The organism is Streptomyces sp. NPDC048424, from assembly GCF_040651555.1.
Classification (GTDB): Bacteria; Actinomycetota; Actinomycetes; order Streptomycetales; family Streptomycetaceae; genus Streptomyces.
Genome location: NZ_JBEZKE010000017.1, coordinates 1 through 23,433, shown reverse-complemented (window position 1 = coordinate 23,433; position 23,433 = coordinate 1). Strand labels below are relative to the sequence as shown.

Below are 23,433 nucleotides of genomic sequence, written 5' to 3'. Positions count from 1 at the left end.
GTCAGATCGTCGAGGCGCCGCCCGCGCTAGGCGGCAGGAGGCGGAAGCACGGTCGAATGCATGATCGCCACCCTAGGCCGTCGTCGTCTCGCGGTCCAGCAGGGCCGGACCGCCCACGGCGGGCGGTACCGGCGGGACCGGCGGGGACGGCCGGGAGGACTGGGCGATGAAGGCGCCGCCCAGCACCAGGCCGCCGCCGACGATCTGCCAGGTCGAGAGGTACTCGCCGAGCAGGACCCAGGCCAGCACGGTGGCGACGACCGCCTCCAGGAAGGCCACCACGCCCGCGACCTGCGGCGAGAGCCTGCGCACCGAGACCACACCGGTCAGGTACGCGAAGACGGTCGCGACCAGCACCACCCAGGCGAGCAGCACCGGCGCGGGCACCATCGCGGCGCCCACGGAGGCCTGGCCGCCCAGCACCTGCCAGTCCATCTCCCACGGCCGGGCGATCACGGTCATCACCAGGGCGCCGACGAGCATGCCGTACGCGATCACCCCGAGCGGGTCGGGGGCGTCGTCGCCGTCGGCGCCCTGGTCGGCGAAGACGAAGTAGAAGGCCTGGCAGCAGGCCGCGGCGAGGCCGAAGAGCACGCCGAGGGGGTCCAGGCTCAGCCCGGACCAGATCTCCACCACGCAGGCCAGGCCGACGACGGCCACGGCCGCGCCCGCGGCGGCGCCCCGGGTCACGGGCTTGCGCTGCACGAAGCGGATGTAGCCGAGCAGCAGCGCGGGGCCCAGGTACTCCAGCAGCAGGGCCACGCCCACCGGGATCCGGGAGAGGGAGGCGAAGTAGAAGGCCTGCACACCCGCGACGGCCACCAGCCCGAAGCCGGCGAGCAGCAAGGGCTTGCGCAGGACGAGGTCACGGTGGCGCCAGGCCAGCGGGGACAGCACGAGCGCTGCCCCGGCCACCCTGAGCCAGACCATGTGGAGGGGGTCCAGACCCGCCTCGATCAGCGGCTTCGCCGCCACTCCGGAACCACCGAACGCGAACGCCGAGACGAGGGCGAGGCCCAGCCCGGCATTTTTCCCTGACGCTTGCATCCGGCCATCATGACAGGGCCGGTCAGTACCGTCACGGCCGTGACACCTGTTGAGATGCACTCGATACCGCGCGCTGCCGACCCCCACAGTTTCTGACAGGTCGTCAGTATTGAATGTTCCGCCCGCCGGGGCTACGTTCCGCCGCACGTACCCGACGAGAAGGGGTGGTCGCATGGCCGAAGTCACCGCGGAATCACGCATCGAGGCGTCCGCCGCGAAGCTCTGGTCCCAGCTCACGGACTGGGACGCGTACGGCCAGTGGAGCATGACCCACACGAACTTCCCGAAGGGCGGCCCGGAGACCCTCGCGGTCGGGTCCACCTTCGCCGAGAACATGAAGATGATGGGCTTCCCGGCCGAGGTCGTCTGGACCGTCTCGGAGCTGGAGGACGAGCGCCTCTTCGCCATCACCGGCAAGGGCCCGATGGGCGTGGCCGTCCTCACCCGGTACACCCTGACCCCGGACGGCGGGGCCACCACGGTCCGCATCGACGGAGAGTTCACCGGGGCGGCCGTCTCGCTGATGGCGGGCAAGCTCAAGGACTCGGCCACCGCCGCACTGAACGAGTCGCTGCGCAAGCTGGCCGGCCTGGTGGCCTGACCGGCCGCCGCCCACCCCCGTACACGACGGCGCGCCCCACGAGCGGACTCGCGGGGCGCGCCGTGTGGTGCCGGGACCTGCCCGGTCCTCAGTGCTCGTCGGCCAGGATCAGGTAGAGCTTCTTGCGGGCGTCGTTGATGACCCCGAGCGCCTTCTCGCGCTGCTCGGGCGAGCCGGTCTTGAAGACCTGCCCGAAGGCTTCCATCAGGCCGATCCCGGCCGTCCGGACCTCGTGCATCGCCTCGAAGTCGAAGCCGCGGCCGGCGTCGGCCCACGGTGCGTCGGGGCCCGACTCGGCCTCGGTGCGGCCGGCGTCGGTGAGCGTGAACAGCTTCTTGCCGCCCTCGCTCTCATTCGTGATGAGCCCCTCGTCCTCGAGCAGCTGCAGGGTCGGGTAGACCGAGCCCGGGCTGGGCTTCCAGGCCCCGCCACTGCGCTCGCCGATCTCCTGGATCATCTCGTAGCCGTGCATCGGCCGGTCGGCGAGCAGCGCCAGGATCGAGGCGCGTACGTCACCGCGCCGGGCCCGTCCGCCGCCTCGCCCACCGCGCCCGCCCCGACCCCCGAAGGGCCCGCCGCCGAAGGGCGGCCCGAACGGTCCGAAGGCGGCGCGACGCCCCTTGAAACCCTCCCGACGATCGGGCCCGCAGTGGTCGTGGCCCCGTCCGTGGTCATGACCGTGGTCGTGTCCGTGCTGTCCGTGTGAACGCATGACTGCGCTCCTTTCGTCACGTTGTCGTGCTTCCTGTCATCGGTGATCCGATGGCTCAACTATCGCTGATCCATCGCGATGCGTCAACGATATATCGGAAACTCGTCAGCGACACGTGATCCGATGACACACCTTGGGGTGGATTGGCGACCGAACTTTCAGGCGAAGGGCGTGCGGGTGTGTGCTGTGCTGGGCCGCGAACATGCCCAAACAACCCGCAAAGGGGACATCCGTGCGCCTTCAGGGACGCGCCAGGACGTGGCTCGCCGCCGCGGCCGCCGCCGCACTGCTGCTCGTAGTGCCGGGCCCGGCCACCGCCGACGGCCCCCGGCAGCTGGCCGGCAATCACCTCAACCTGCACCAGTGCGTGTACTCGTCCCCCCCGCGTCGTCGACTACTTCACGACCGTGGTCCCGAGCCGCGACGGCCGGTTCACGACCGGGACCGCCACGTCGGCCACCCCCGACCAGACCCGGTCCTGCGGCGCCGGGGACGGGAACTTCACGCCCCACCACCCGTGGGCGGCCGTCCAGGCCCTCGACCTGAGCGCCGGGCGCTACCTGAACCTGCACCAGTGCGTCTACTACTCCGACGGCCAGCGGGATCACCTGACCACCGTGATCTCGCTCGGTGGCGGGGAGTTCTCAGCCGGGACGAACGTCTCCGACACGCCCGACACGACCCCGAACTGCGGCCCCGGCCGCGGCCTCTACGACCTCGTCCCCCTGCTCTCGGACGTCAAGGCCCTGGACCTGTCCGCCGGGCGCTACGTGAACCTCCAGCAGTGCGTGTACTACTACGGCGCCGGCGGCTTCGACGACCACTTCACCACCGTGGTCCCGACCCGCCGCGACGGCCGCTTCACGACCGGCACGAAGGTCTCCGACACCCCCGACACGGCCCCGACCTGCGGCCGCGGTGACGGGAACTTCGACCTCATCCCGCTGCTGTCGGGCACGAAGGCGCTCTCCCGGACCTGAGCCGGCCCCGGCTCCGGGCCGGCCCACACCCGGGCCGGCCCGCCCCGGGGGCACCGACCGCCCCGGGGCAACGACCGGCCCGGGGCAACGACCGGTCCAGTCACCCCGGATTGGTCTTTGTCGGCGATCAAGGAACCGCCCTACCGTCGATGCATGCGCATCCGAATCGTCGACGCCTTCACCGACCGGCCCTTCCACGGGAACCCCGCCGGAGTCCTGATCCTCGACACCGGCTTCCCCCCGGACGCCTGGCTCCAGCAGGTCGCCTCCGAGGTGAACCTCTCCGAGACCGCCTTCGCCCATCCCCTGCCGCCCGGCGGGGACGCCGACTGGGCGCTGCGCTGGTTCACCCCGGCCGCCGAGGTCGACATGTGCGGCCACGCGACCCTGGCCACCGCGCACGTCCTGGCGTCCGCGGGCCTCGCCACGGGGCTGATCCGCTTCTCCGCGCGCTGCGGGATCCTCACGGCCGAGACCGCCGGGGACGGGACGATCACCATGGACTTCCCGACGTCCTCCCTGACCCCGGTCCCGGCGCCGGCCGCCGTGGACCACGCGCTCGGCGGGGCGCCGATCCTCTCCGTGCACGACACCGCCGCGCACATCGGCGACCTCGTGATCGAGCTCGCCGACGAGAAGACCGTCCGCGAACTGACGCCGGACCACGCCGCCCTGCGCGCCTTCGCCAAGCGCGGGGTCATCGTCACCGCGGCCGCCGAGGACCCTTCCCGCGGGTACGACTTCGTCTCCCGCGGCTTCTTCCCCGCCTTCGGGATCGACGAGGACCCGGTGACCGGCAGCGCCCACACCGCGCTGGCTCCCTTCTGGGCCGAGCGCCTGGGCCGTACGGAGCTGACCGGCCTCCAGGGCGGCGCGCGCCGCGGTCTCGTACGGGTGACGCTGGCGGGCGACCGCACCCTGCTGGCCGGCCGGGCCGTCACCGTCCTCGACGGCGAGCTGTTCGCCCGCCCGGGGCCGCACAGGCGGGGTGACCACGGGGCCCGGACGCGGGAGCCGGGCCGGGGCGGGACCGGGGCAGGACCGGGGCCGGGTCATGGCGCGGACCCGCCCCCGTCCCCCTTCGATCGCCCCTTCGCCTTCGCCTCCGCCTTCGCGCGCGCGGCGCTCCGCCGCTTCTCCTCCTGCTCCAGCCATGCGGCCGAGTCGATCCGCTTGCGGTAGACCTGCTCCGGCTCCGCCGCGCCGAGGTGCACCGTCCACACCCACAGGACGGCCGACACGACGAAGAAGACGCCCGCCAATGCCAGGTAAGAGGCGATCTCCTCGGACTCGGAGGCGCCTTCCTCGTGCGCGAAACCGGGTACGCCGGTGACGAGCGCGTTCACCCACCACGCGAGCGCCCCGTTGAAGAGGACGAGGGAAATCCAGTAGGCGATCCGCATGCTCTTCGCCGGGCCGCTCACCTCCCCCAGCAGCAGGAGGCGCCGCAGCGAGACCGGACCCGTCCGGTCCCGGCCGCCCGTGTCCGCCTTGGCGCGGCGCACCGACGCGTAGCACTCGTCCAGCCAGCGCCCCGGGTCCGGGGCCGGCGCGTCGGTCGGCGCCAGTTCCTTGGCCTGGATCCAGCCGCTCAGGAACTGGACCTCCAGCTGGGCCTTCTCCAGTCGCCTGCGGTAGTGGTGGTCGGAGCTGCGTGCCTCGCGGCGGTCCCGGATGAGGAGGCTGGCCCCGCCCACCAGGCCACTGACCACGGGCACGAGGAACGGCGCGAACGGCACCAGGGAGTCCATGACAGCCACCGGGCGCGCCTCCTCACCTCCCCTTCAGCGTCGCACCGCTCCGCCGTCCGCCCCCGCCCGGAGGGGCCGATCGGGTGGTCCGCCGCATCACGGCGTGGGCAGCCAGCCCACCTTGCCCGCCAGCAGGGCGTAGCCGCCGAAGGCCACGATGTCGAGGAGCGCGTGCGCGACGACGAGCGGGCCCACCCGGCCCCAGCGGCGGTAGGCCAGGACGAAGACGACGCCCATCACCATGTTGCCGATGAAGCCGCCGACGCCCTGGTAGAGGTGGTAGGAGCCGCGCAGGGCCGAGCTGGCCAGCAGCGCGGCCATCGGCGACCAGCCGAGCTGGCCGAGCCGGCGCAGCAGGTAGGCCAGCACGATGACCTCCTCCACCACGGCGTTCTGCAGCGCGGAGAGGATCAGTACGGGGAACTTCCACCACACGTCCGGCAGCGCCTCGGGCACCACCGTGAGGTTGAATCCGGCGGCCCGCGCCCCCAGGTAGAAGGCGAGCCCCGCGCTCCCGATCCCCGCGGCGACGAGAGCGCCCCGGGCGAGGTCCGCCATGGGCCGGGTGCGGTCGAAGCCCAGCACCCGCAGCCCGGGGGCGCCCTCGCGGGTCAGCAGGTGCGCCACCAGCAGGACGGGGACCAGCGCGCTCGCGATGCCGAACAGCTGCCACGCCAGGTCCAGCCAGGGCCGGCCCGGGGCGTACGAGCCGTTGAGGGTGGCGGCCTGGTCCTTCAGTCCCCCCGGCTTGGTGAGCGAGCCGATGAAGCTGATCAGCGCCGAGACCCCGCTCGCGCCCAGCGACAGCGCGAGGACGAGCAGCGTCTCGTTGCGCAGGAGAGCCCGCCGCCCGTCCTCGCCCAGCTCCACGAACACCGGCTCCGGATCCGCCCGCACGCCCGACTCCCGTCCTGCCATCCCGTTGCGACGACCCCATACTGCCTCCTCGGGAGACCGGGAGGATCACTGCGGGGGGACAACGGGATCAACGGCGTCGACGGGACCGCCGGGCGGCTCCGGTCACGCGCCCGCTCAGCGGGCCTCCGGCACCGAGGGGGTCACCTCCTCCCCCGGCCCCACGGGCCAGGTGTGCACGGGGTCGCCCTTGTGCATCAGCTCGCTGTACCTGCGGGTGGTCGCGGCCAGCGCCTCGTCCCGCTCCAGCCCGGCCGCCAGCGCCCGGTGGTAGGTGTCCACCTGCCAGGTCGCCCCGTTCACCCGCCGCCGGCAGCGCTCCTCGATGATGCCGAGGTAGTGGTCCCGGTCCGCGGGCTCGATGCCCCAGGCGTCCAGCCCCGCCGCCGCCATCGGCAGCAGTTCGTCCAGGACCAGCCGTACGGCGGGCACGCTCGCCAGTCCCCCGGCCCGGCCCCGGCGGGGCCACCGCAGCCGCGCGTCGATCCCGTACCGGCAGGCCGCGTCGAAGTTCGCCTCCGCCTCGGCGAAGGGCAGCCGGGTCCACACCGGGCGCTGCTCGTCCGCGAGGGTGCGGACCAGCCCGTAGTAGAAGGCGGCGTTGGCGACGACGTCGGCGACCGTCGGGCCGGCCGGCAGCACCCGGTTCTCCACCCGCAGGTGCGGCACCCCGTCGGCGACCCCGTACACGGGCCGGTTCCAGCGGTAGACGGTCCCGTTGTGCAGGACCAGCTCCTGCAGCCCCGGCACCCCGCCCTCGGCGAGCACCCGCAGCGGCTCCTCCTCGTCGCATATCGGCAGCAGGGCGGGGAAGTAGCGGACGTTCTCGGCGAAGAGCTCGTACGCCGAGTCCACCCACCGCTCCCCGAACCAGGTCCGCGGCCGTACCCCCTGCGCCTGGAGTTCGGGCGGCCGGGTGTCGGTGGCCTGGGTGAACAGGGGCGGCCGCGACTCCCGCCACAGCTCGCGCCCGAACAGGAAGGGCGAGTTGGCGCCGACGGCTATCTGCGCGGCGGCCACCACCTGCGCCGCGTTCCACACGGCGGGGAACCGGGCCGGTGTCACCTGGAGATGCAGTTGTACGGAGGTGCAGGCGGCCTCCGGGACGATGGACCCGGAGGTCCAGATCAGCCGCTCGACCCCGTCGATGTCGAGCGTGAAGTCCTCCCCGCGCATCATCAGGATCTGCTCGTTGAGCAGCGAGTAGCGGTCCACGGCCGACAGGTTGGCGGTGACCAGGTCGGCGCGGGAGATCGTCGGCAGAATGCCGATCATCACCACGCCGGCATCGATCTCCGCGGCCTGCCGGTGGGCATAGCCCAGCCCGGCGCTGAGTTCCTCGGCGAGCTGGTCGAATACCCGTCCGCCGAGCCGGTGCGGCAGGACGTTCACCTCCAGATTGAACATTCCCAGTTCGGTCTGGAAATCGGGGCTCGCTATCCGCTCCAGCACCTGGGCATTCACCATTCTCGGCAACCCGTCGGCGCCCGCGAGATTCAGCTCGATCTCCAGTCCCATCATGTTCTTCGGGCGATCGAACCTCTTCTCCGCCAGGAGTCGCTCCAGCCCCTCCAGACACTCGTGAAGCTTCCTTCGATACCGCTGCCGATCGGACAGGTCGAATCCGCCCGCCACGACCTTCTCCCCCATCGAAGCGTCCCTCCTCGAGTGGGCCCGGCCCGGGACACCCAGGCGCGCATTACGGTCGATGATGCCCCGGCAGCGTGATCCATAACGCGGCGGGGGCGTGCGTGGCGAGGAGCGCGCGCCGGTTTGGCCGAAGGGCGCTTCGGCACATTCACCTGGCAAGTCGCCTCGCGCAAATTCCGCTTCGCCTTTGCGCGCTCCGCAAAACCGATGCTTTTCAGCCGAGCCCCCGTCCGGTAACCTCCGAGGTCAGCGCGGCACGTTCGCGTGCATCCGGCATGAATGCCATGTCAGCGGGACCGGTAAGCGCCTTGTCGGCAATAGGCGGGACAGCTAGCCGAAACACTGCGTGAACACATGTCGTATAAACTCCGCAAACGAGGCAGAGAGTTGGCGCGCGGCCATTGCCCCTCGGCCCCCCTCTGGCCCCAGAATGCGACAGCGCCGTCCGCACCTGCCCCCGTTCCACAGGTCTCCCAAGTGAGAGGCGACCCACCATGCCGCTGCATGTCCCTCCGGCTCCCGCGCCCGCCCTGCGCAGCGTCCTCGCGGCACTCGGTTCTCCCACCGCCGTCCACGAGGCGCACACCCCGTCCCTGCGCGCGATCCAGGGGCCTCTGACCGCCGAACTCCCCCTTCCGGTGCACGTCCTGGACCGGCTGGGCATGTCCACCCTCGCGGCCGGCGGCAGGCCGCCCCGCACGCGGCTCACCGGCTGGCGGTTCCTGATCCGCAGCGGGGACCGTCACGTCGCGGCGGCCGACACCCGTCTGACCCCCGACGGCTGGGCCTTCTCCCATTTCTTCGAGGGGCCCTACGTCGCCGCCACCGAACGCGCCCTGCGCCAGGCGGAGTCCCTCGGTACGAGCTACCAGCCGCGGCTGCTGTCCGTACCGGAGCTGTACATGCTGACCCTGTGGCTGCACGGGGCGGTGGGCGCCGACGCCTCCGCCGGGCTGCCCGCCGGCGAGGACCTGCTGGTGCCGCTGGCTCCGGCCCCGCCCGGCATCGCCCCGTTCCGCCCGCATCCGGTCTCCGAGCTGCTGCCCGTGCTCACCCGTCGGCTGACCCCCGCCACGGCGCCCCTCCCTCCGTCGCTGGCCGCACCCGCCGCCTGACCCGAGTGGCCCATTCGGCCTAGTCCGCTCGGGCCACTTGCGAACCATCCGAAATGACAGGGGAGTTGGCCTGAACCGCCCGCACGAGTGATGCGTCATCAATCTGTAAGGACAGCTGCCGGGAAATACCTGCGAAGCGGCTGTCATGGGGGAACACTGATGACACGCTCCCCGCGGGTGCGGGGATGACCCAGGGGGACGGCCATGAATCACGCATCGAGCCGTAGCACGCAGACCACACCGCAGCGAAAGAACGCATCCATGTGCCAGCACCAGCCAGCCTGCCCGTCAGCCGAATCCGCCGACCGGGAGGCCGCGCGCCCGGTGGCCAACCACCCGGAGCAGGGCTGGAGCCTGCTGTGCAATGGCGTCCTGCTCTTCGAGGACACCGGCGAGCTCCTGCCGGACGGCCAGATCATCGCCCCGCACCGCCCGCTCGCGGCGGCGTAGGCGCTGAGGACGGCCCGACGGACGCACGCCAAGCAGAAGGGGCCGGTCCGGGAGATTCTCCCGGACCGGCCCCTTCTCCATGTCACGTGCTACTTGTCACCGCACCGCTCGGTGTCAGTGGTCGTACTCGTCCAGCGGCGGGCAGGAGCACACCAGGTTGCGGTCGCCGAAGGCACCGTCGATGCGGCGCACCGGCGGCCAGTACTTCTCGGCGGCCGTGACCCCGCCCGGGAAGACGGCCTCGTCGCGGGTGTACGGGTGGTTCCACTCGCCGCCCAGCGCCGCCGCCGTGTGCGGGGAGTTGGCCAGCGGGTTGTCGTCCGCCGGCCACTCGCCGCCCGCGACCCGCTCGATCTCGCCGCGGATGGCGATCATCGCGTCGCAGAAGCGGTCGATCTCGGCGAGGTCCTCGGACTCCGTCGGCTCGATCATCAGCGTGCCGGCGACCGGGAAGGACATGGTCGGCGCGTGGAAGCCGTAGTCGATCAGACGCTTGGCGATGTCGTCCACGCTCACGCCCGTGGACTTCGACAGCGGGCGCAGGTCGATGATGCACTCGTGCGCGACCAGGTTGCCCGGGCCGGTGTAGAGCACCGGGTAGTGCGGCTCCAGGCGCTTGGCGATGTAGTTGGCGCCGAGCACCGCCACCTGGGTGGCGCGCTTGAGGCCCTCGCCGCCCATCAGGCGCACGTACGACCAGGAGATCGGCAGGATGCCCGCCGAGCCCCACGGGGCGGCCGAGATCGGGCCGACGCCCGTCTCCGGACCCGCGGTCGGCTGGAGCGGGTGGTTCGGCAGGTACGGGGCCAGGTGCGCCCGGACACCGACCGGGCCGACGCCCGGGCCGCCGCCGCCGTGCGGGATGCAGAAGGTCTTGTGCAGGTTCAGGTGCGAGACGTCGCCGCCGAAGTGACCCGGCTTGGCCAGGCCCACCAGGGCGTTCAGGTTGGCGCCGTCGACGTAGACCTGGCCGCCGGCCTCGTGGACCTGGGCGCAGATGTCGGCGACGTGCTCCTCGAACACACCGTGCGTGGACGGGTACGTGATCATGAGCACGGAGAGCTCGTCGCGGTACTGCTCGATCTTGGCGCGCAGGTCGGCCGCGTCCACCTCGCCGTCGTCGGCGGTCTTGACCACGACGACCTTCATGCCGGCCATCACGGCGCTGGCGGCGTTGGTGCCGTGCGCGGAGGACGGGATGAGGCAGATGGTGCGCTGCTCGTCGCCGTTCGCGCGGTGGTAGGCGCGGACGGCCAGCAGGCCGGCGAGCTCACCCTGGGAGCCGGCGTTGGGCTGGATGGACACCTTGTCGTAGCCGGTGACCTCGCAGAGACGTTCCTCCAGCTCGGTGATGAGCGTGAGGTAGCCCTCGGCCTGCTCCACCGGGGCGAAGGGGTGCAGCTGGCCGAATTCGGGCCAGGTCACCGGCTCCATCTCGGTGGTCGCGTTGAGCTTCATGGTGCAGGAGCCCAGCGGGATCATGCCGCGGTCCAGCGCGTAGTCCTTGTCCGAGAGCTTGCGCAGGTAGCGCAGCATCGCGGTCTCGGAGCGGTGCTGGTGGAAGACCGGGTGCGTCAGGTAGTCGTCCGAGCGCAGCAGGCCCTCGGGCAGGGTGTCGGCCGTGGTCGCGTCGAGCGCCTCGATCTCGGCGGTGACGCCGAAGGCGGCCCAGACGGCCTCGACGTCGGCGCGCAGGGTGGTCTCGTCGCAGGCGACGGAGACGTGGTCGGCGTCGACCAGGTGGAGGTTGACGCCGCCCTCGCGGGCGGCGGCGACGACCTCGGCCGCGCGGCCCGGAACGCGGGCGGTGACCGTGTCGAAGTACGAGCCGTGCACGATCTCGACCCCGCCGGCCGTCAGGCCCGCGGCGAGCAGGGCGGCGTAGCGGTGGGTCCGGCGGGCGATCGTCCGCAGGCCGTCCGGGCCGTGGTAGACGGCGTACATGGCGGCCATGACGGCGAGCAGCACCTGGGCGGTACAGATGTTGCTGGTGGCCTTCTCGCGGCGGATGTGCTGCTCTCGGGTCTGCAGCGCCAGGCGGTAGGCCTTGTTGCCGTCCGCGTCCACGGAGACGCCGACCAGGCGGCCGGGCAGCGAGCGCGCGTGCTTGTCCTGGACGGCCATGTAGCCGGCGTGCGGTCCGCCGAAGCCCATCGGGACGCCGAAGCGCTGGGTGGTGCCGACGGCGATGTCCGCGCCGAGCGCGCCGGGGGAGGTCAGCAGGGTCAGGGCAAGCAGGTCGGCGGAGACGGCGACGATGGCGCCGAGCTCGTGGGCCTGGTCGATCACCGGCTTGATGTCCCGTACGGCACCGGAGGCGCCCGGGTACTGGACGAGGACGCCGTAGATGCCGCGCTCGGCGACCTCGGCCGGGATGCCGGCGGACAGGTCGGCGACGACGACCTCGATGCCGATCGGCTCGGCGCGGGTCTCGATGACGGCGATGGTCTGCGGCAGCGCGTCGGCGTCCACGAGGAAGACGTTCCCCTTGGCCTTGCCCACGCGGCGGGCCAGCGTCATGGCCTCGGCGGCCGCGGTGCCCTCGTCGAGCAGCGAGGCGCCCGAGGTCGGCAGCCCCGTGAGGTCGGCGACGACGGTCTGGAAGTTCAGGAGGGCCTCGAGGCGGCCCTGCGAGATCTCCGGCTGGTACGGGGTGTACGCCGTGTACCAGGCCGGGTTCTCCATGACGTTGCGGAGGATCACCGGCGGGGTGAAGGTCCCGTAGTAGCCGAGACCGATCATGGAGGAGAGGACCTGGTTGCGGTCGGCGAGCGAGCGCAGCTCGGCGAGCACCTCGGCCTCGGTCCGCGCCTCGGGCAGGTCGAGCGCCTCGGCGGTCTTGATCACATCCGGGACCGCGGCGGCGGTCAGTTCGTCCAGGGAGCCGTAGCCCACATGGGCGAGCATCTTCGCCTGCGCCTCGGCATCCGGGCCGATGTGGCGCTGTTCGAAGGGGATGCCTCGCTCCAGCTGGGAGAGCGGAATGCGGTTGGCGGTCATGTACGGAGGCCTCCTGGTCGTATGACCTGCGAGGGGCACCACGGCGCGGGCACCCGGACGGCCTCCCCCTCTGTCATCTGCACCTGAGAGTTTCACCGGAGTCACGGGGGTCGCCCGAGGTCTCCGGCTTTCACCGTCGGTGAGGAGAGGGACCGGCACTGCGCGCCCGGTACCCGCTCCTGCTTTCCAGAGTGGCCTCGTCCGTGCGGTACGTATGCCTGAGAGATTCCGGGGAGGATTTGCTCCTTCGGCGCCTCCGTCTCGTTCACTCGGAGGACTCTCCCGCACAGGGTCGACAGCCATCACCCAGCCTACCAGCGAGGTTCTGGACCCTCCCCGAGTGGCCTCCGCTGCCGATATGCACTTCTGTAGTCATTACGGAGGAGTTGCGACCATTTGGAGGGACCGTGCAGACCGACATCGATCCGCGCAGCCTGATCGGCCGCAAGGCGTTCGACCGCAACGGCACCAAGATCGGCACCATCGACGAGGTCTACCTCGACGATGCCACGGGCGTCCCGGAATGGGCGGCCGTCCGTACGGGCCTGTTCAGCCGGGACGCCTTCGTCCCGCTGGAGCCGAGCGAGATGGTGGGCGACACCTTGCGGGTGCCCTTCGAACGCTCCCTCATCAGGGACGCCCCCGACTTCGGCGTCGGCCGCCACCTCTCCCCCGAACAGGAGCTCCAGCTCTACCACCACTACGGCCTGGACACGACCCTGCCCACGGAGTTCTCCCGCGACTTCGGCCGCCTGGCCGGCGACGAGGGCTGAGCGGCGCCCCGGCGCGCGGGCCAGGGGCGGACGGGCCGTGGCCGCCGTCAGACCTCCGGATCATGCCGGGCCCGCGGCTCCCGGCTCCCCGTCCCCCACCAGCGGCAGCGGATCGGACGGCTCCAGCTCGGGGTCGTCCACCAGGAAGGTCCGCACCCGGCCGGGCTCGGACCCGGGCTGCTCGAACCGTACGGTCACCCGCCCGACCCCGCTGCCCTGCACCCACCCGGGCCCGTACAGCGCGTGCCGTACGTCGCTCCCGGCCGGCCAGCGCCGCTCCGGAGCCGCCTCCGGCTCCCCGGGCTGCCCGGCGGCCACCTGGGCCCCCGAGGCCTCCACAGGCGCCGCTGCGGCTCCGGGCTCGCCGTTCCCGCCCGCTCCGGCCGTCCCGGCCGCCTCGCTCGCTCCATCCGCCCCGTCTGTCCCGTCCACCCCATCCGGCTCAGCGGCGAGCGACTGCGCGAACAGGTCCTCCTGCGTGTAGTCCGCCAGCCCCGTCACCCCCACCCCCAGCAGACGCACCCCGCCCGTGGTGTCCACGCCCTCCAGCAGCCGCGCCGCGGCCTCCCGCACGACCGCGGGGTCGTCCGTGGGCCCGCGCAGCGTCTCGGACCGCGTCAGCGTGGAGAAGTCGTACCGCCGCACCTTCAGCACGATCGTCCGCCCCGAGTGCCCCGACCCCCGCAGCCGCTGCACACACCGGTCCGCGAGCCGCTGGACCTCGTTCCGGATCCGTACGCGGTCGTGCAGGTCCACGTCGAAGGTGTCCTCGACCGACACCGACTTCGCGTCCCGCTCCGCGACCACCGGCCGGTCGTCCAGCCCCAGCGCCATCCGGTACAGGCCGACGCCGTGCGCGCGCCCGAGCATCCGGACCAGCTCGTCTTCCCCCGCCTCCGCCAGCTCCCCCACGGTGGTGATCCCGGCGCGGCGCAGGTGCTCCCCGGTGGCCGGCCCCACCCCGGGCAGGGTCCGTACCGACATGGGCGCGAGCAGCTCGCGCTCGGTACCCGGCTCGATCAGCAGCAACCCGGCCGGCTTGGCCTCCTCGGACGCCACCTTGGCCAGCATCTTCGACCCGGCCAGGCCCACCGACCCGCTGAGCCCCGTGGCGGCCCTGATGTCGGCCCGCAGCCGCTCGCCCGTCGTCCGGGCGGTCCGCGAGTCGAAGGCCACGCCGCCCGCTTCCAGGTCCACGAAGGCCTCGTCCAGGCTGAGCGGCTCCACGAGCGGCGACAGTTCCCGCAGCAGGGCCATCACCACGTCGCTGACCTGCCGGTAGAGGCTGAAGCGCGGGATCAGGTACGCGCCGTTCGGACACAGCCGCCTCGCCTGCCCCATCGGCATCGCCGAGTGCACGCCGAAGCGCCTGGCCTCGTACGAGGCCGTGGCGACGACCCCGCGCGGCCCGAGCCCGCCGACGATGACGGCCTTGCCCCGCAGGCTCGGCTTCGACGCCTGCTCGACGGAGGCGTAGAAGGCGTCCATGTCCAGGTGCAGGATGGTCGGCGCGGCTCTCACCGCACCGATGCTGCCCTACGGCACTGACATTTCCCCGGCCCGGATCAGACGGCGCGGTGGCGGCGGGCGGCCAGCTCGTCCGTCGGGTTGTGCCCGACCAGCGTCTCGCCGGTGTCCACGCGCTCCCCGTGCAGCTGCGACAGCGCGCTCTCGACATCGCGCCACACCACGCCCACGGCGATGCCGAAGACGCCCTGCCCGCCCTGGAGCAGGCTCACGACCTGGTCCGGGGAGGTGCACTCGTACACGGTGGCGCCGTCGCTCATCAGCGTCATCCGCTCCAGGTCCGAGAACCCGCGGTCACGCAGGTGCTGGACCGCCGTACGGATGTTCTGCAGCGCCACCCCGGTGTCCAGGAAGCGCTTGACGATCTTGAGGACCACCACGTCGCGGAAGCTGTAGAGCCGCTGCGTGCCCGACCCGTACGCGGGCCGCACGCTGGGCTCCACCAGCCCGGTCCGCGCCCAGTAGTCCAGCTGCCGGTACGTGATGCCGGCCGCCGCACACGCCGTCGGCCCGCGGTATCCGATCTGCTCGGGCGCCGGGTCACCGCCCACCGGTCCGACCGGCGTCGACTCCGGCTGACGGCGCGCGGACCCGACCGCGCCGCCGTGCAGCGGGTACGGCCCAGCGTCACTCCGTACGGGGGTGCCCCCGGTCGTACCGTCGCCCGTGATCCTCACGCCGACCCTCCGTCCTTGACCTGCCACCTTGAAGGTAGGCAGTCACCAGGGGTGCGTCAACGATCGCCACACTCGGCACGCCGAGTGATAATCACCCTGAGAGTGGTTTCCCGTATCCCGTTATGGGGAAAGGCTAGCCGAATGGGCTGAAAGTCCCCCGCGGATCGCGGGGGCGACGCGGCCCGCGCCTCACTGCGGGCCGGTGCCGAAGTCCTCGGGCGAGATCTGGTCGAGGAACTCGCGGAACTTCTCCACCTCGTCCTCCTGCTCGTCCGGAATGGCGATTCCGGCGTCGTCCAGCACGCCGTCACTGCCGTAGATCGGCGTCCCCGTCCGCAGGGCCAGCGCTATGGCATCGGAAGGCCTCGCGCTCACCTCGACCCCGCTGGCGAAGACCAGCTCCGCGTAGAAGACGCCCTCCCGCAGATCCGTGATCCGGACCTCGGTGAGTTCCTCACCGATCGCCTCCAGCACGTCCTTGAACAGGTCGTGCGTCAGCGGTCGGGCAGGAGCCATCCCCTGCTGCGCGAAGGCAATGGCGGTCGCCTCCCCCGGACCGATCCAGATGGGGAGGTACCGGTCGCCTCCCACTTCACGCAGGAGCACGATCGGTTGGTTGGAGGGCATTTCCACCCGGACACCCACAACGTCGAGCTCGTTCACACAGCAACCCTAGGACCTGCCCGGCAGGTTTGGGTAGTCGGGGCCCCACGCCGACCAGCGCGGTCACCGCAACCGGACCCCCAGAGCGGTCTGTACGAGGGCCTCGTGCAGCCGTACGGAGAGCCCCGCCAGCTCCTTCAACGTGGCCTCCGCATGCGCCCTGGTCTGCGGATTGCGGTGCCGGCGCAACGGTGCCACCACCTGCTCCACCAGACCCGCCTCACGGTCGGCCGCGGCCTTCATCGCCCGCAGGTGCCGCGGCTCCAGCCCGAAGCGCCCCAGATCGGCCACGAGCCGGGCCACCGTGACCGCCTCGGCGTCGAAACCACCGCCGGGGGCCTCCGCCAGGAGCCCGTACGACTCCCACTCGACCAGCTGGACCTCGTCCACCTCGGCGGCGGCGATCAGCTCCGCCCGGCCCACCCGGGCCGCCGTGGGACGCTCCCGCCCGACCTCGCCGTACACGGCCGCCGGGCCGGTGGGGTCGTCGGAATCCCCGTGCGCCGTGGGCGCCGGGATACGGATCTGCTCACCGCGGGCGAGCGCGTCGAGCTGCTCGCGGATGACCTTCAGCGGCAGGTAGTGATCGCGCTGCAGACGCAGGATGCGGGCCAGGCGCTCCACGTCGTCGGTGCTGAACTTGCGGTATCCCGAAGGGGTGCGCCGCGGCTCGACGAGCCCCTCCGCCTCCAGAAAACGGATCTTCGAGATGGTGACTTCGGGGAACTCGTCACGCAGCGTGGTGAGCACCGTGCCGATGCTCACCAGCCGCCCGGCCGAGCCGCTGGTGCCGTTTCCGGCACCCCCTGTCGGGTTGCGCAGCATGGGACCTTCCCTGGGAAGCCCCCGGACCGTGTCCGGGGGTGGGGGTCCCCCCGGACGGAGTCCGGAAGGGGTCAGATGCCCCGCAGGCTCGCGTAGAAGACCAGCCGGTACTTGCCGATCTGCACCTCGTCGCCGTTGTGCAGGGCGACGGAGTCGATCGGTTCCCGGTTCACGTACGTGCCGTTGAGGCTGCCCACGTCGGAGACGGTGAAGCCGCCGTCCGGGCCCCGGCGGAAGTCGACATGGCGCCGGGAGACGGTGACGTCGTCCAGGAAGATGTCGCTCTGCGGGTGCCGGCCCGCGGTGGTCAGCTCGCCGTCCAGCAGGAAGCGGCTACCGGAGTTGGGACCGCGCCGCACGATGAGCAGGGCGGAACCGGGCGGCAGCGCTTCCACCGCGGCCTGGGCCTCGGGGGACAGCGAGGACGACACGTGCGTTTGTCCCGACACCTCGGCCTCGTAGGCCTCCAGGCCCGAGATCGAGATGGTGGACGTGGTCTCCGAGGCTCGCTCCGGCGTCAGACCCGGCCGCAGCGGCGCCCCGCAGTTGGAGCAGAACCGACTGGCCGCATCGCTGCGGTGTCCGCACCTGCTGCAAATCTGCTCGGCCGACATGGACGGCTCCTCGCGCCGCGGCTGCCCCGCGGAGGCGTTGGTGGCGTACGGGTCGGGGGCGAACCCTCCACCCGCAGTTGAGGTTGATGGTTCACCGAAACCTATGCCTCCGGTACCGGCAGGGTCAACGGCCGACGCGCCGTGGCCACCCTGAACATCACCCGCGCCGGCGACCTCGTCGCGGAAGAGCGGCCGGTCGCCCTGCCCTTCCACGTCCCCGTGACCGGCACGGTGCCGCGCCGAACCGCTGTCCTCGCGGTTCTTCTTGCCGAACAACTTCTCAAACAACTTCACGGGCGATTCCCCTTGACCGAAACAGACCCGCCCGTGGGGCAGGACGAACTCCGAATGCAGACACCTGCCGACCCGGACATTCTCACAACGTCCGTAACCACCAGACAGTTTCCACCACGCACCGCGACTTCGGTGCGCCGACCCCCCGCAGGCATCCGCCCGCGTGAGCCGCTCCACCCTTCACTCCAGTTCCTCACGATGACGACCGAGCGTAGTCAGGCTGCTTCGCAGCCCGCAAGGCATCCACAACGATCTTCGCCGACCGTGTGACGGCAACGGTCGCCTGCTCCTTCTCCAGCGTCTGGACGACACCGCCGGGAATGTTGAGCGCGGGCTCCAGATCCTGGGGCTTGCCGATCACCCTGAACTCGTAGGGCTGTGTGATCTTCTTACCGTCGATCGCGACCCCGCCGTTCTCGTCCGAGAAGTACGAGCCGGCCACGATGCGCACACCGTTGATCTGGATCGCCTCGGCCCCGGCCGCCCGCAGCTCCTGGAGCGTGTCCAGCAGCTGGTCGGACTGCACCTGGCCCGTCGGATCGGTGATCTTCAGCGTGATGCCCGGCCCCTGCGCTGCCACGGTACCGGCCAGGATGCCGAGTTGACGCTCCTTCTCCACGGTCTGCCTGCGGGCCTCCTCGGCCTGGTTGGAGCTGCTCTCCAGCTCCTTGCGCTGATCCTCCAGCGCCTGCTTCTCCTCCTCCAGGCGCTTGGTCCGCCCGTCGAGCTCGTCGAGGATCCGTACGAGGTCCTCCTGACGAGCCCCCCGCAGCGCGCTGGATTCGCTGTTCGACCGCACCTGGATGGCCAGCCCCAGCCCCAGGACGAACAGCAGCAGCGCGACGATCAGTTGCGCGCGGCTCACCCGCGGCGGCCACAGCCCGGCCGCGAGTCGCTGCCGCCCGGTCTCCTCGGGCCGATCGGCCTGCACGGGGGTTGGCACCGGCTGCGCGGGCTCGTCCTTCTTGGGCGCGTCCTGCGGGGGCACGTCCTGCGGGGGCACGTCCCCCGGCGGCTGTCCGGCGGACCCCGGCCCCGACTCCTCGGGGCTGTCGTTCGTACTCATCGGCCTCACGCCCGGAACACGTGCCGGCGGATGGCCGCGGCGTTCGAGAAGATGCGGATGCCGAAGACCACGACCACGCCCGTGGACAGCTGCGAGCCGACGCCGAGCTTGTCACCGAGGAAGACGATCAGCGCCGCCACCACCACGTTCGACAGGAACGACACCACGAAGACCTTGTCGACGAAGATCCCGTCCAGCATCGCGCGCAGACCGCCGAACACCGCGTCCAGCGCCGCCACCACGGCGATCGGCAGATAAGGCTCCACCACGGCCGGTACTTCGGGCCGGACCAGAAGTCCGACCACCACTCCGGCCAAGAGGCCCAGTACCGCGATCACGATGCACCCTTCTGCTGCTCTACCGGTGTAGCTGTACGTACGGTCAGGCTCGACGCGGCCGGCAGCCGCAGCTCGTCCGCGGCGGACAGGCTGTAGCGGATCCCGTAGCTCTCCTGCAGCACGTGCAGGTACTGGCCGTCCGCCGAGTCCTGGAAGGCCGTGCCGAGCCGTTTCTTGTCCCCCACCGCCAGCACCTCGTACGGGGGCACCAGCGGCCTGTTGTCGACCAGTATCGCGTCACCCGCGGCCCTGATCGCCGACAGCTCCGTCAGCCGCTGCCCGTTGATGGAGACGGCCTCCGCCCCGGACTGCCACAGCCCGTTGACGATCTTCTGCATATCGCGGTCGCGGAGCCGGCCGGTGTCCGAGAAGCCGGAACTCTCGCGCGGTTTTCCGCCGCCGCCGGAGGAAGCGCCCTTCGCGTCGTCCACGACCAGCTTGATCCCGGGGCCGCGGACCTCCGTGGCACCGGCCAGCAGCGCCACGAGCTCGCCCTGGCCGCCGCCGGGCTGCTTCAGCGCCGCACGCTGGCGGGCCGCGACATCGGTCCTCAGGCGGTCGATGTCCCGTTCCAGGGCGTCCGCGCGCTCGTCGGCCCGCTCCACCCGGTCGATCAGCTCGTGACGCTCCTTGGCCAGCACCGGCGCGGCTATCCGCGCCTCGGCCGCGCCGAGCGTGACGACCATGGCGGTGATCACGAGCCCGGCGGCGAGCCCCAGCTTGGCCTTGAGGGTGCGGGGCAGGCCCGCCGTTCCGTCCGCCTCGCGCCGGGCCGTGGCCTGCGCGTAGCCCTCGTCGAGACCGTGGTCCATCACGTGCGTCAGCAGCGACATGGAAGCGTCCGGGCGCGGGGGCACAGGAGACGCCGAAGTCCGGTTGTGGGGCGGCTGCGACATGCCGCACATCGTCGCATGTCGGCGCCGTACACACCCAATGCGTCCATCCGGTGGGCCGGGGCGGGACTCCCGCACCCGGCCCACCGGACCACTGTCCTACGCCGTCGCCCGGCGCCCGGTGCTCAGTGCCCGGCCCCGTCCACCACGGCAGCCCACTCGTCGAGCAGGGCCTGCGCGGACGCGTCGTCGGGACCCTCGGCCCACAGGTGGGTGACCGCCTCCGCCGGGTCCGGCAGGACCAGCGCCCACCGTCCGTCGGTCTCGACCACCCGCACCCCGTCGGTGGTGTCCACCTGCCGCTCTCCGGCCGCCTCCACGACCCGCCGCATGACGAGCCCCTTCACCGCCCACGGCGTCGGCACGTCCCGCTTGAGCACGTGGGCCCGCGGGATCCGGGCGTCGATCTGGCTCAGCGTGAGCTGCGTGCGCGCCACCAGACCGAGCAGCTGCACGAAGGCCGCCGAACCGTCGAAGACACTGCTGAACTCCGGAACGATGAACCCGCCCCGGCCGTCCCCGCCGAAGATGGTGTTCTCCGCCCGGCCCACCCGGGTCAGGTCGTCGGGCGAGGTCGTCGTCCACTCCACCTGCGTGCCGTGGTACGCCGCCACCTGCTCGGCGACCCGTGTCGTGGTCACCGGCAGCGCGACCTTGCCGCTGCGCTTCTCCGCGGCCACCAGGTCGAGCATCACCAGCAGGGCGCGGTCGTCCTCGATGATCCGCCCGCGCTCGTCGACCAGGGAGATCCGCTCGCCCACCGGGTCGAAGCGCACCCCGAAGGCCGCCCGCGCCGAGGCCACGATCTCCCCGAGCCGCACCAGCCCGGCCCGCCGGGACTCGGTGGTCTCCGTCGGCCTGGACTCGTCGAGCCCGGGATTGATCGTCAGGGCGTCCACCCCGAGCCGTCCCAGCAGGCTCGGCAGGACGAGCCCGGCGCTGCCGTTGGAGGCGTCCACGACCACCTTGAGCCCGGCGTCGCCGATCCCGGTGGTGTCCACCCGGCGCAGCAGCGAGCCCGTGTACGCGTCGAAGACACTGCCCGGGAACTGCAGGTCGCCGATCTCGCCGGGGAACGCCCGCCGGTACTCCTGGCGCGCGTACACCCGGTCCAGCTTGCGCTGCTGCTGGAGCGAGAGGTCCGCTCCGCGCTCGTCCAGGAACATGATGTCCACCGAGTCCGGGACGCCCGGCGAGGTCCGCAGCACGATCCCGCCGGCGGTGCCGCGCGCGGTCTGCTGCCGCGCCACCGGCAGCGGTACGTTCTCCAGGTCCCGTACGTTGATCGCGCTGGCCTGCAGCGCCGAGATCACGGCCCGCTTGAGCGCTCTCGCGCCTCGGGAGTGGTCTCGGGCGGTGGTGACCGTCGCCCCCTTCTTCAGGGTCGTCGCATAGGCGCCTGCGAGCCGGACCACCAGCTCCGGGGTGATCTCCACGTTCAGGATCCCGGAGACTCCCCGCGCGCCGAACAGATGTGCCTGCCCGCGGGACTCCCAGATGACCGACGTGTTGACGAAGGCACCGGCCTCGATCGTCTTGAAGGGGTAGACGCGCACGTTCCCCTGGACGATCGATTCCTCACCGACGAGGCACTCGTCGCCGATGACGGCTCCGTCCTCGATCCGCGCGGAACGCATGATGTCGGTGTTCTTGCCGATGACACAGCCGCGGAGATTGCTGTGGGGCCCGATGTACACGTTGTCGTGGATGACGGCCCTGTGCAGGAAGGCCCCGCTCTTGACGACGACGTTCGACCCGATGACGGTGTGCTCGCGGATCTCCACGCCGGCTTCGATCTTGGCGTAGTCACCGATGTACAGCGGCCCGCGCAGGACCGCGTCCGGGCTCACCTCGGCCCCTTCGGCGATCCACACCCCGGGCGAGATCTCGAACCCGTCCATCTCGATGTCGACCTTGCCCTCGAGCACGTCGGCCTGCGCCTTGACGTAGCTCTCGTGCGTGCCCACGTCCTCCCAGTAGCCCTCGGCGACATAGCCGTAGATCGGCTTGCCTTCCTTCATCAGCTGCGGGAAGACATCGCCGGACCAGTCGACGGAGACGTCCGGGTCCACGTAATTGAAGACCTCGGGCTCCATGACGTAGATACCGGTGTTCACGGTGTCGGAGAACACCTGGCCCCAGGTCGGCTTCTCCAGGAAGCGCTCGACCTTGCCCTCCTCGTCCACGATCGTGATGCCGAATTCCAGCGGGTTCGGCACCCGGGTGAGGCACACCGTGACGAGTGCGCCCTTCTCCTTGTGGAAGCGGATCAGATCGGTGAGGTCGAAGTCGGTGAGCGCATCGCCGGAAATGACGACGAAGGCATCGTCCTTCAAGGCCTCCTCGGCATTCTTCACGCTGCCGGCGGTGCCGAGTGGCTTCTCCTCGTTGGCATAGGTGAGCTCCATTCCGAGCTCTTCGCCATCCCCGAAGTAGTTCTTGACGAGTGACGCCAGGAACTGCACGGTGACCACGGTCTCGCTGAGCCCATGGCGCTTGAGCAGCCTGAGCACGTGCTCCATGATCGGCCGGTTGGCCACCGGCAGGAGCGGCTTGGGCATGCTCGAGGTCATGGGGCGAAGACGCGTACCTTCGCCACCGGCCATCACGACGGCCTTCATGTCGGAAGAATCCTCCTTGAGAGATGACAGTCGTGCCGACTCTCACCCGTCTCGGTCGGTGACTCCGCAACTCCTCCGCGTCATCCGGCGCCGGTCGGGCTCAATCGGCCGTGGCGTCTGCCTTCACGAGACGGCGGACTTGAACCACGTAAAGGATTCCTGCCCACCAATAGAGGGTTGTACCCCATCCCGCGAACGCCCATCCGAAAACTGACCCCAACCAGGCCAACCAACCCGTGCCATCACTGAGGAGTAGCAAGGGAAACGCGTACATCAGGTTGAAGGTCGCCGCCTTGCCGAGGAAGTTGACCTGCGGCGGCGGATAGCCGTGACGGCGCAGGATCCACACCATGACCAGCAACATCAGCTCACGCAAGAGCAGTGCTCCGGTGAGCCACAGCGGCAGCAGCTCGCGATAGGTCAGACCGAAGAGCGTCGACAGGATGTAGAGGCGGTCCGCGGCCGGATCCAGCAGCCGCCCGAGCTTGCTGATCTGATTCCAGCGCCGCGCGAGCTTCCCGTCGAGGTAGTCACTGACCCCGCTGAGCATGAGGACGGCCAAGGCCCACCCGTCGTGCTCGGTGAGGATCAGCCACAGGAACAAGGGCACGCCGGCAAGACGAGCCATGCTCAGGATGTTGGGAATGGTGAAAATTCGGTCAGTCTGAACCCGAGTCTCCTGGACCTCCACCCGGGGGCCTCCACTGTGACTGTAGAAAACGGTCGTTCGATGCCCCCTGACCCTACAGGAGACCGCACACGTGTCCTGAACGCAGAAAAGCCCCGCACCGAGCCCGAAGGCTTGGTGCGGGGCTTCCCACAATGATTGTTCGGCGGCGTCCTACTCTCCCACAGGGTCCCCCCTGCAGTACCATCGGCGCTGAAAGGCTTAGCTTCCGGGTTCGGAATGTAACCGGGCGT

21 protein-coding genes, 1 rRNA gene, 1 pseudogene and 1 riboswitch are annotated in these 23,433 nt (G+C 71.0%); of the genes and pseudogenes, 6 read left to right on the top strand and 17 right to left on the bottom strand.

Features of this window, described 5'->3' with window-relative positions:
• Positions 1 to 72 precede the first annotated feature (72 nt).
• On the bottom strand, positions 73 to 1,047 hold the full coding sequence (locus AB0D29_RS23625; protein WP_362856832.1) for an EamA family transporter: 975 nt from the start codon (positions 1,045 to 1,047) through the stop codon (positions 73 to 75).
• Positions 1,048 to 1,219: 172 nt separating this feature from the next.
• Between AB0D29_RS23625 and AB0D29_RS23620 the strand changes: the two genes are divergently transcribed.
• Complete coding sequence (locus tag AB0D29_RS23620; protein ID WP_351590568.1) at positions 1,220 to 1,648, top strand: SRPBCC family protein; 429 nt, start codon at positions 1,220 to 1,222, stop codon at positions 1,646 to 1,648.
• Between the two features lie 88 nt (positions 1,649 to 1,736).
• On the opposite strand, the gene AB0D29_RS23615 is transcribed toward AB0D29_RS23620, so the two are convergent.
• On the bottom strand, positions 1,737 to 2,360 hold the full coding sequence (locus AB0D29_RS23615) for a PadR family transcriptional regulator (protein WP_362856830.1): 624 nt from the start codon (positions 2,358 to 2,360) through the stop codon (positions 1,737 to 1,739).
• Between the two features lie 407 nt (positions 2,361 to 2,767).
• Between AB0D29_RS23615 and AB0D29_RS23610 the strand changes: the two genes are divergently transcribed.
• Together AB0D29_RS23610 and AB0D29_RS23605 are read left to right on the top strand one after the other, a co-directional pair.
• The gene (locus AB0D29_RS23610) at positions 2,768 to 3,340 is read left to right on the top strand and encodes a hypothetical protein (RefSeq protein ID WP_362856828.1); all 573 of its coding nucleotides are present in this window, start codon (positions 2,768 to 2,770) and stop codon (positions 3,338 to 3,340) included.
• Between the two features lie 153 nt (positions 3,341 to 3,493).
• Positions 3,494 to 4,306, top strand: a pseudogene (locus AB0D29_RS23605) (PhzF family phenazine biosynthesis isomerase); the annotation flags it as partial.
• Between the two features lie 86 nt (positions 4,307 to 4,392).
• On the opposite strand, the gene AB0D29_RS23600 reads toward AB0D29_RS23605, so the two are convergent.
• The 3 genes from AB0D29_RS23600 to AB0D29_RS23590 all read right to left on the bottom strand — a co-directional run bounded on the left by AB0D29_RS23600 (position 4,393) and on the right by AB0D29_RS23590 (position 7,656).
• A complete protein-coding gene (locus AB0D29_RS23600; RefSeq protein WP_362856826.1) occupies positions 4,393 to 5,100 on the bottom strand; it encodes a hypothetical protein in 708 nt (235 codons plus the stop codon).
• A gap of 87 nt (positions 5,101 to 5,187) precedes the next feature.
• Positions 5,188 to 5,988: a type II CAAX endopeptidase family protein gene (locus tag AB0D29_RS23595; protein WP_362856824.1), complete on the bottom strand. Its 801-nt coding sequence runs from the start codon at positions 5,986 to 5,988 to the stop codon at positions 5,188 to 5,190.
• Positions 5,989 to 6,123: 135 nt separating this feature from the next.
• Positions 6,124 to 7,656, bottom strand: coding sequence for a glutamate--cysteine ligase (locus AB0D29_RS23590; protein ID WP_362856822.1), 1,533 nt, complete (start codon positions 7,654 to 7,656; stop codon positions 6,124 to 6,126).
• A gap of 494 nt (positions 7,657 to 8,150) precedes the next feature.
• On the opposite strand from AB0D29_RS23590, the gene AB0D29_RS23585 reads away from it, so the two are divergent.
• Together AB0D29_RS23585 and AB0D29_RS23580 are read left to right on the top strand one after the other, a co-directional pair.
• Positions 8,151 to 8,771 carry a hypothetical protein gene (locus AB0D29_RS23585; protein WP_362856821.1) on the top strand — a complete coding sequence of 207 codons (621 nt, stop codon included), beginning with the start codon at positions 8,151 to 8,153 and terminating at the stop codon, positions 8,769 to 8,771.
• Between the two features lie 261 nt (positions 8,772 to 9,032).
• Complete coding sequence (locus AB0D29_RS23580) at positions 9,033 to 9,221, top strand: DUF5999 family protein (protein WP_030009772.1); 189 nt, start codon at positions 9,033 to 9,035, stop codon at positions 9,219 to 9,221.
• 114 nt (positions 9,222 to 9,335) lie between these two features.
• Here AB0D29_RS23580 and gcvP read toward each other — a convergent pair whose 3' ends face one another.
• On the bottom strand, positions 9,336 to 12,221 hold the full coding sequence (gene gcvP, locus AB0D29_RS23575; RefSeq protein WP_362856819.1) for an aminomethyl-transferring glycine dehydrogenase: 2,886 nt from the start codon (positions 12,219 to 12,221) through the stop codon (positions 9,336 to 9,338).
• Positions 12,222 to 12,417: 196 nt separating this feature from the next.
• Positions 12,418 to 12,516, bottom strand: a riboswitch (glycine riboswitch).
• A gap of 112 nt (positions 12,517 to 12,628) precedes the next feature.
• On the opposite strand from gcvP, the gene AB0D29_RS23570 reads away from it, so the two are divergent.
• Positions 12,629 to 12,994 carry a PRC-barrel domain-containing protein gene (locus AB0D29_RS23570; protein ID WP_351299903.1) on the top strand — a complete coding sequence of 122 codons (366 nt, stop codon included), beginning with the start codon at positions 12,629 to 12,631 and terminating at the stop codon, positions 12,992 to 12,994.
• Between the two features lie 60 nt (positions 12,995 to 13,054).
• On the opposite strand, the gene AB0D29_RS23565 is transcribed toward AB0D29_RS23570, so the two are convergent.
• The 11 genes from AB0D29_RS23565 to rrf form a co-directional block, all read right to left on the bottom strand.
• Entirely contained in the window at positions 13,055 to 14,515 is a 1,461-nt protein-coding gene (locus tag AB0D29_RS23565; protein ID WP_362856817.1) for a DNA polymerase IV, read from the bottom strand.
• A 44-nt stretch (positions 14,516 to 14,559) separates the two neighbouring features.
• Entirely contained in the window at positions 14,560 to 15,198 is a 639-nt protein-coding gene (locus AB0D29_RS23560) for a MerR family transcriptional regulator (protein WP_362856815.1), read from the bottom strand.
• A gap of 189 nt (positions 15,199 to 15,387) precedes the next feature.
• Positions 15,388 to 15,861: a bifunctional nuclease family protein gene (locus tag AB0D29_RS23555; RefSeq protein WP_030009777.1), complete on the bottom strand. Its 474-nt coding sequence runs from the start codon at positions 15,859 to 15,861 to the stop codon at positions 15,388 to 15,390.
• Positions 15,862 to 15,924: 63 nt separating this feature from the next.
• The gene (locus AB0D29_RS23550; RefSeq protein ID WP_362856813.1) at positions 15,925 to 16,686 is read right to left on the bottom strand and encodes a MerR family transcriptional regulator; all 762 of its coding nucleotides are present in this window, start codon (positions 16,684 to 16,686) and stop codon (positions 15,925 to 15,927) included.
• Positions 16,687 to 16,757: 71 nt separating this feature from the next.
• On the bottom strand, positions 16,758 to 17,702 hold the full coding sequence (locus AB0D29_RS23545; protein ID WP_234323816.1) for an FHA domain-containing protein: 945 nt from the start codon (positions 17,700 to 17,702) through the stop codon (positions 16,758 to 16,760).
• An 85-nt stretch (positions 17,703 to 17,787) separates the two neighbouring features.
• A complete protein-coding gene (locus tag AB0D29_RS23540; RefSeq protein ID WP_362856811.1) occupies positions 17,788 to 18,660 on the bottom strand; it encodes a DUF881 domain-containing protein in 873 nt (290 codons plus the stop codon).
• 5 nt (positions 18,661 to 18,665) lie between these two features.
• A complete protein-coding gene (locus AB0D29_RS23535) occupies positions 18,666 to 18,998 on the bottom strand; it encodes a small basic family protein (RefSeq protein WP_030722407.1) in 333 nt (110 codons plus the stop codon).
• Positions 18,995 to 19,903 carry a DUF881 domain-containing protein gene (locus tag AB0D29_RS23530; RefSeq protein ID WP_362856809.1) on the bottom strand — a complete coding sequence of 303 codons (909 nt, stop codon included), beginning with the start codon at positions 19,901 to 19,903 and terminating at the stop codon, positions 18,995 to 18,997. Before AB0D29_RS23530 ends, AB0D29_RS23535 begins: the two co-directional genes overlap by 4 nt.
• A gap of 113 nt (positions 19,904 to 20,016) precedes the next feature.
• Entirely contained in the window at positions 20,017 to 22,512 is a 2,496-nt protein-coding gene (locus AB0D29_RS23525) for a mannose-1-phosphate guanyltransferase (RefSeq protein ID WP_362813943.1), read from the bottom strand.
• 100 nt (positions 22,513 to 22,612) lie between these two features.
• Complete coding sequence (locus AB0D29_RS23520) at positions 22,613 to 23,203, bottom strand: CDP-alcohol phosphatidyltransferase family protein (RefSeq protein ID WP_351596499.1); 591 nt, start codon at positions 23,201 to 23,203, stop codon at positions 22,613 to 22,615.
• Positions 23,204 to 23,340: 137 nt separating this feature from the next.
• Positions 23,341 to 23,433, bottom strand: a 5S ribosomal RNA gene (gene rrf, locus AB0D29_RS23515); the annotation flags it as partial.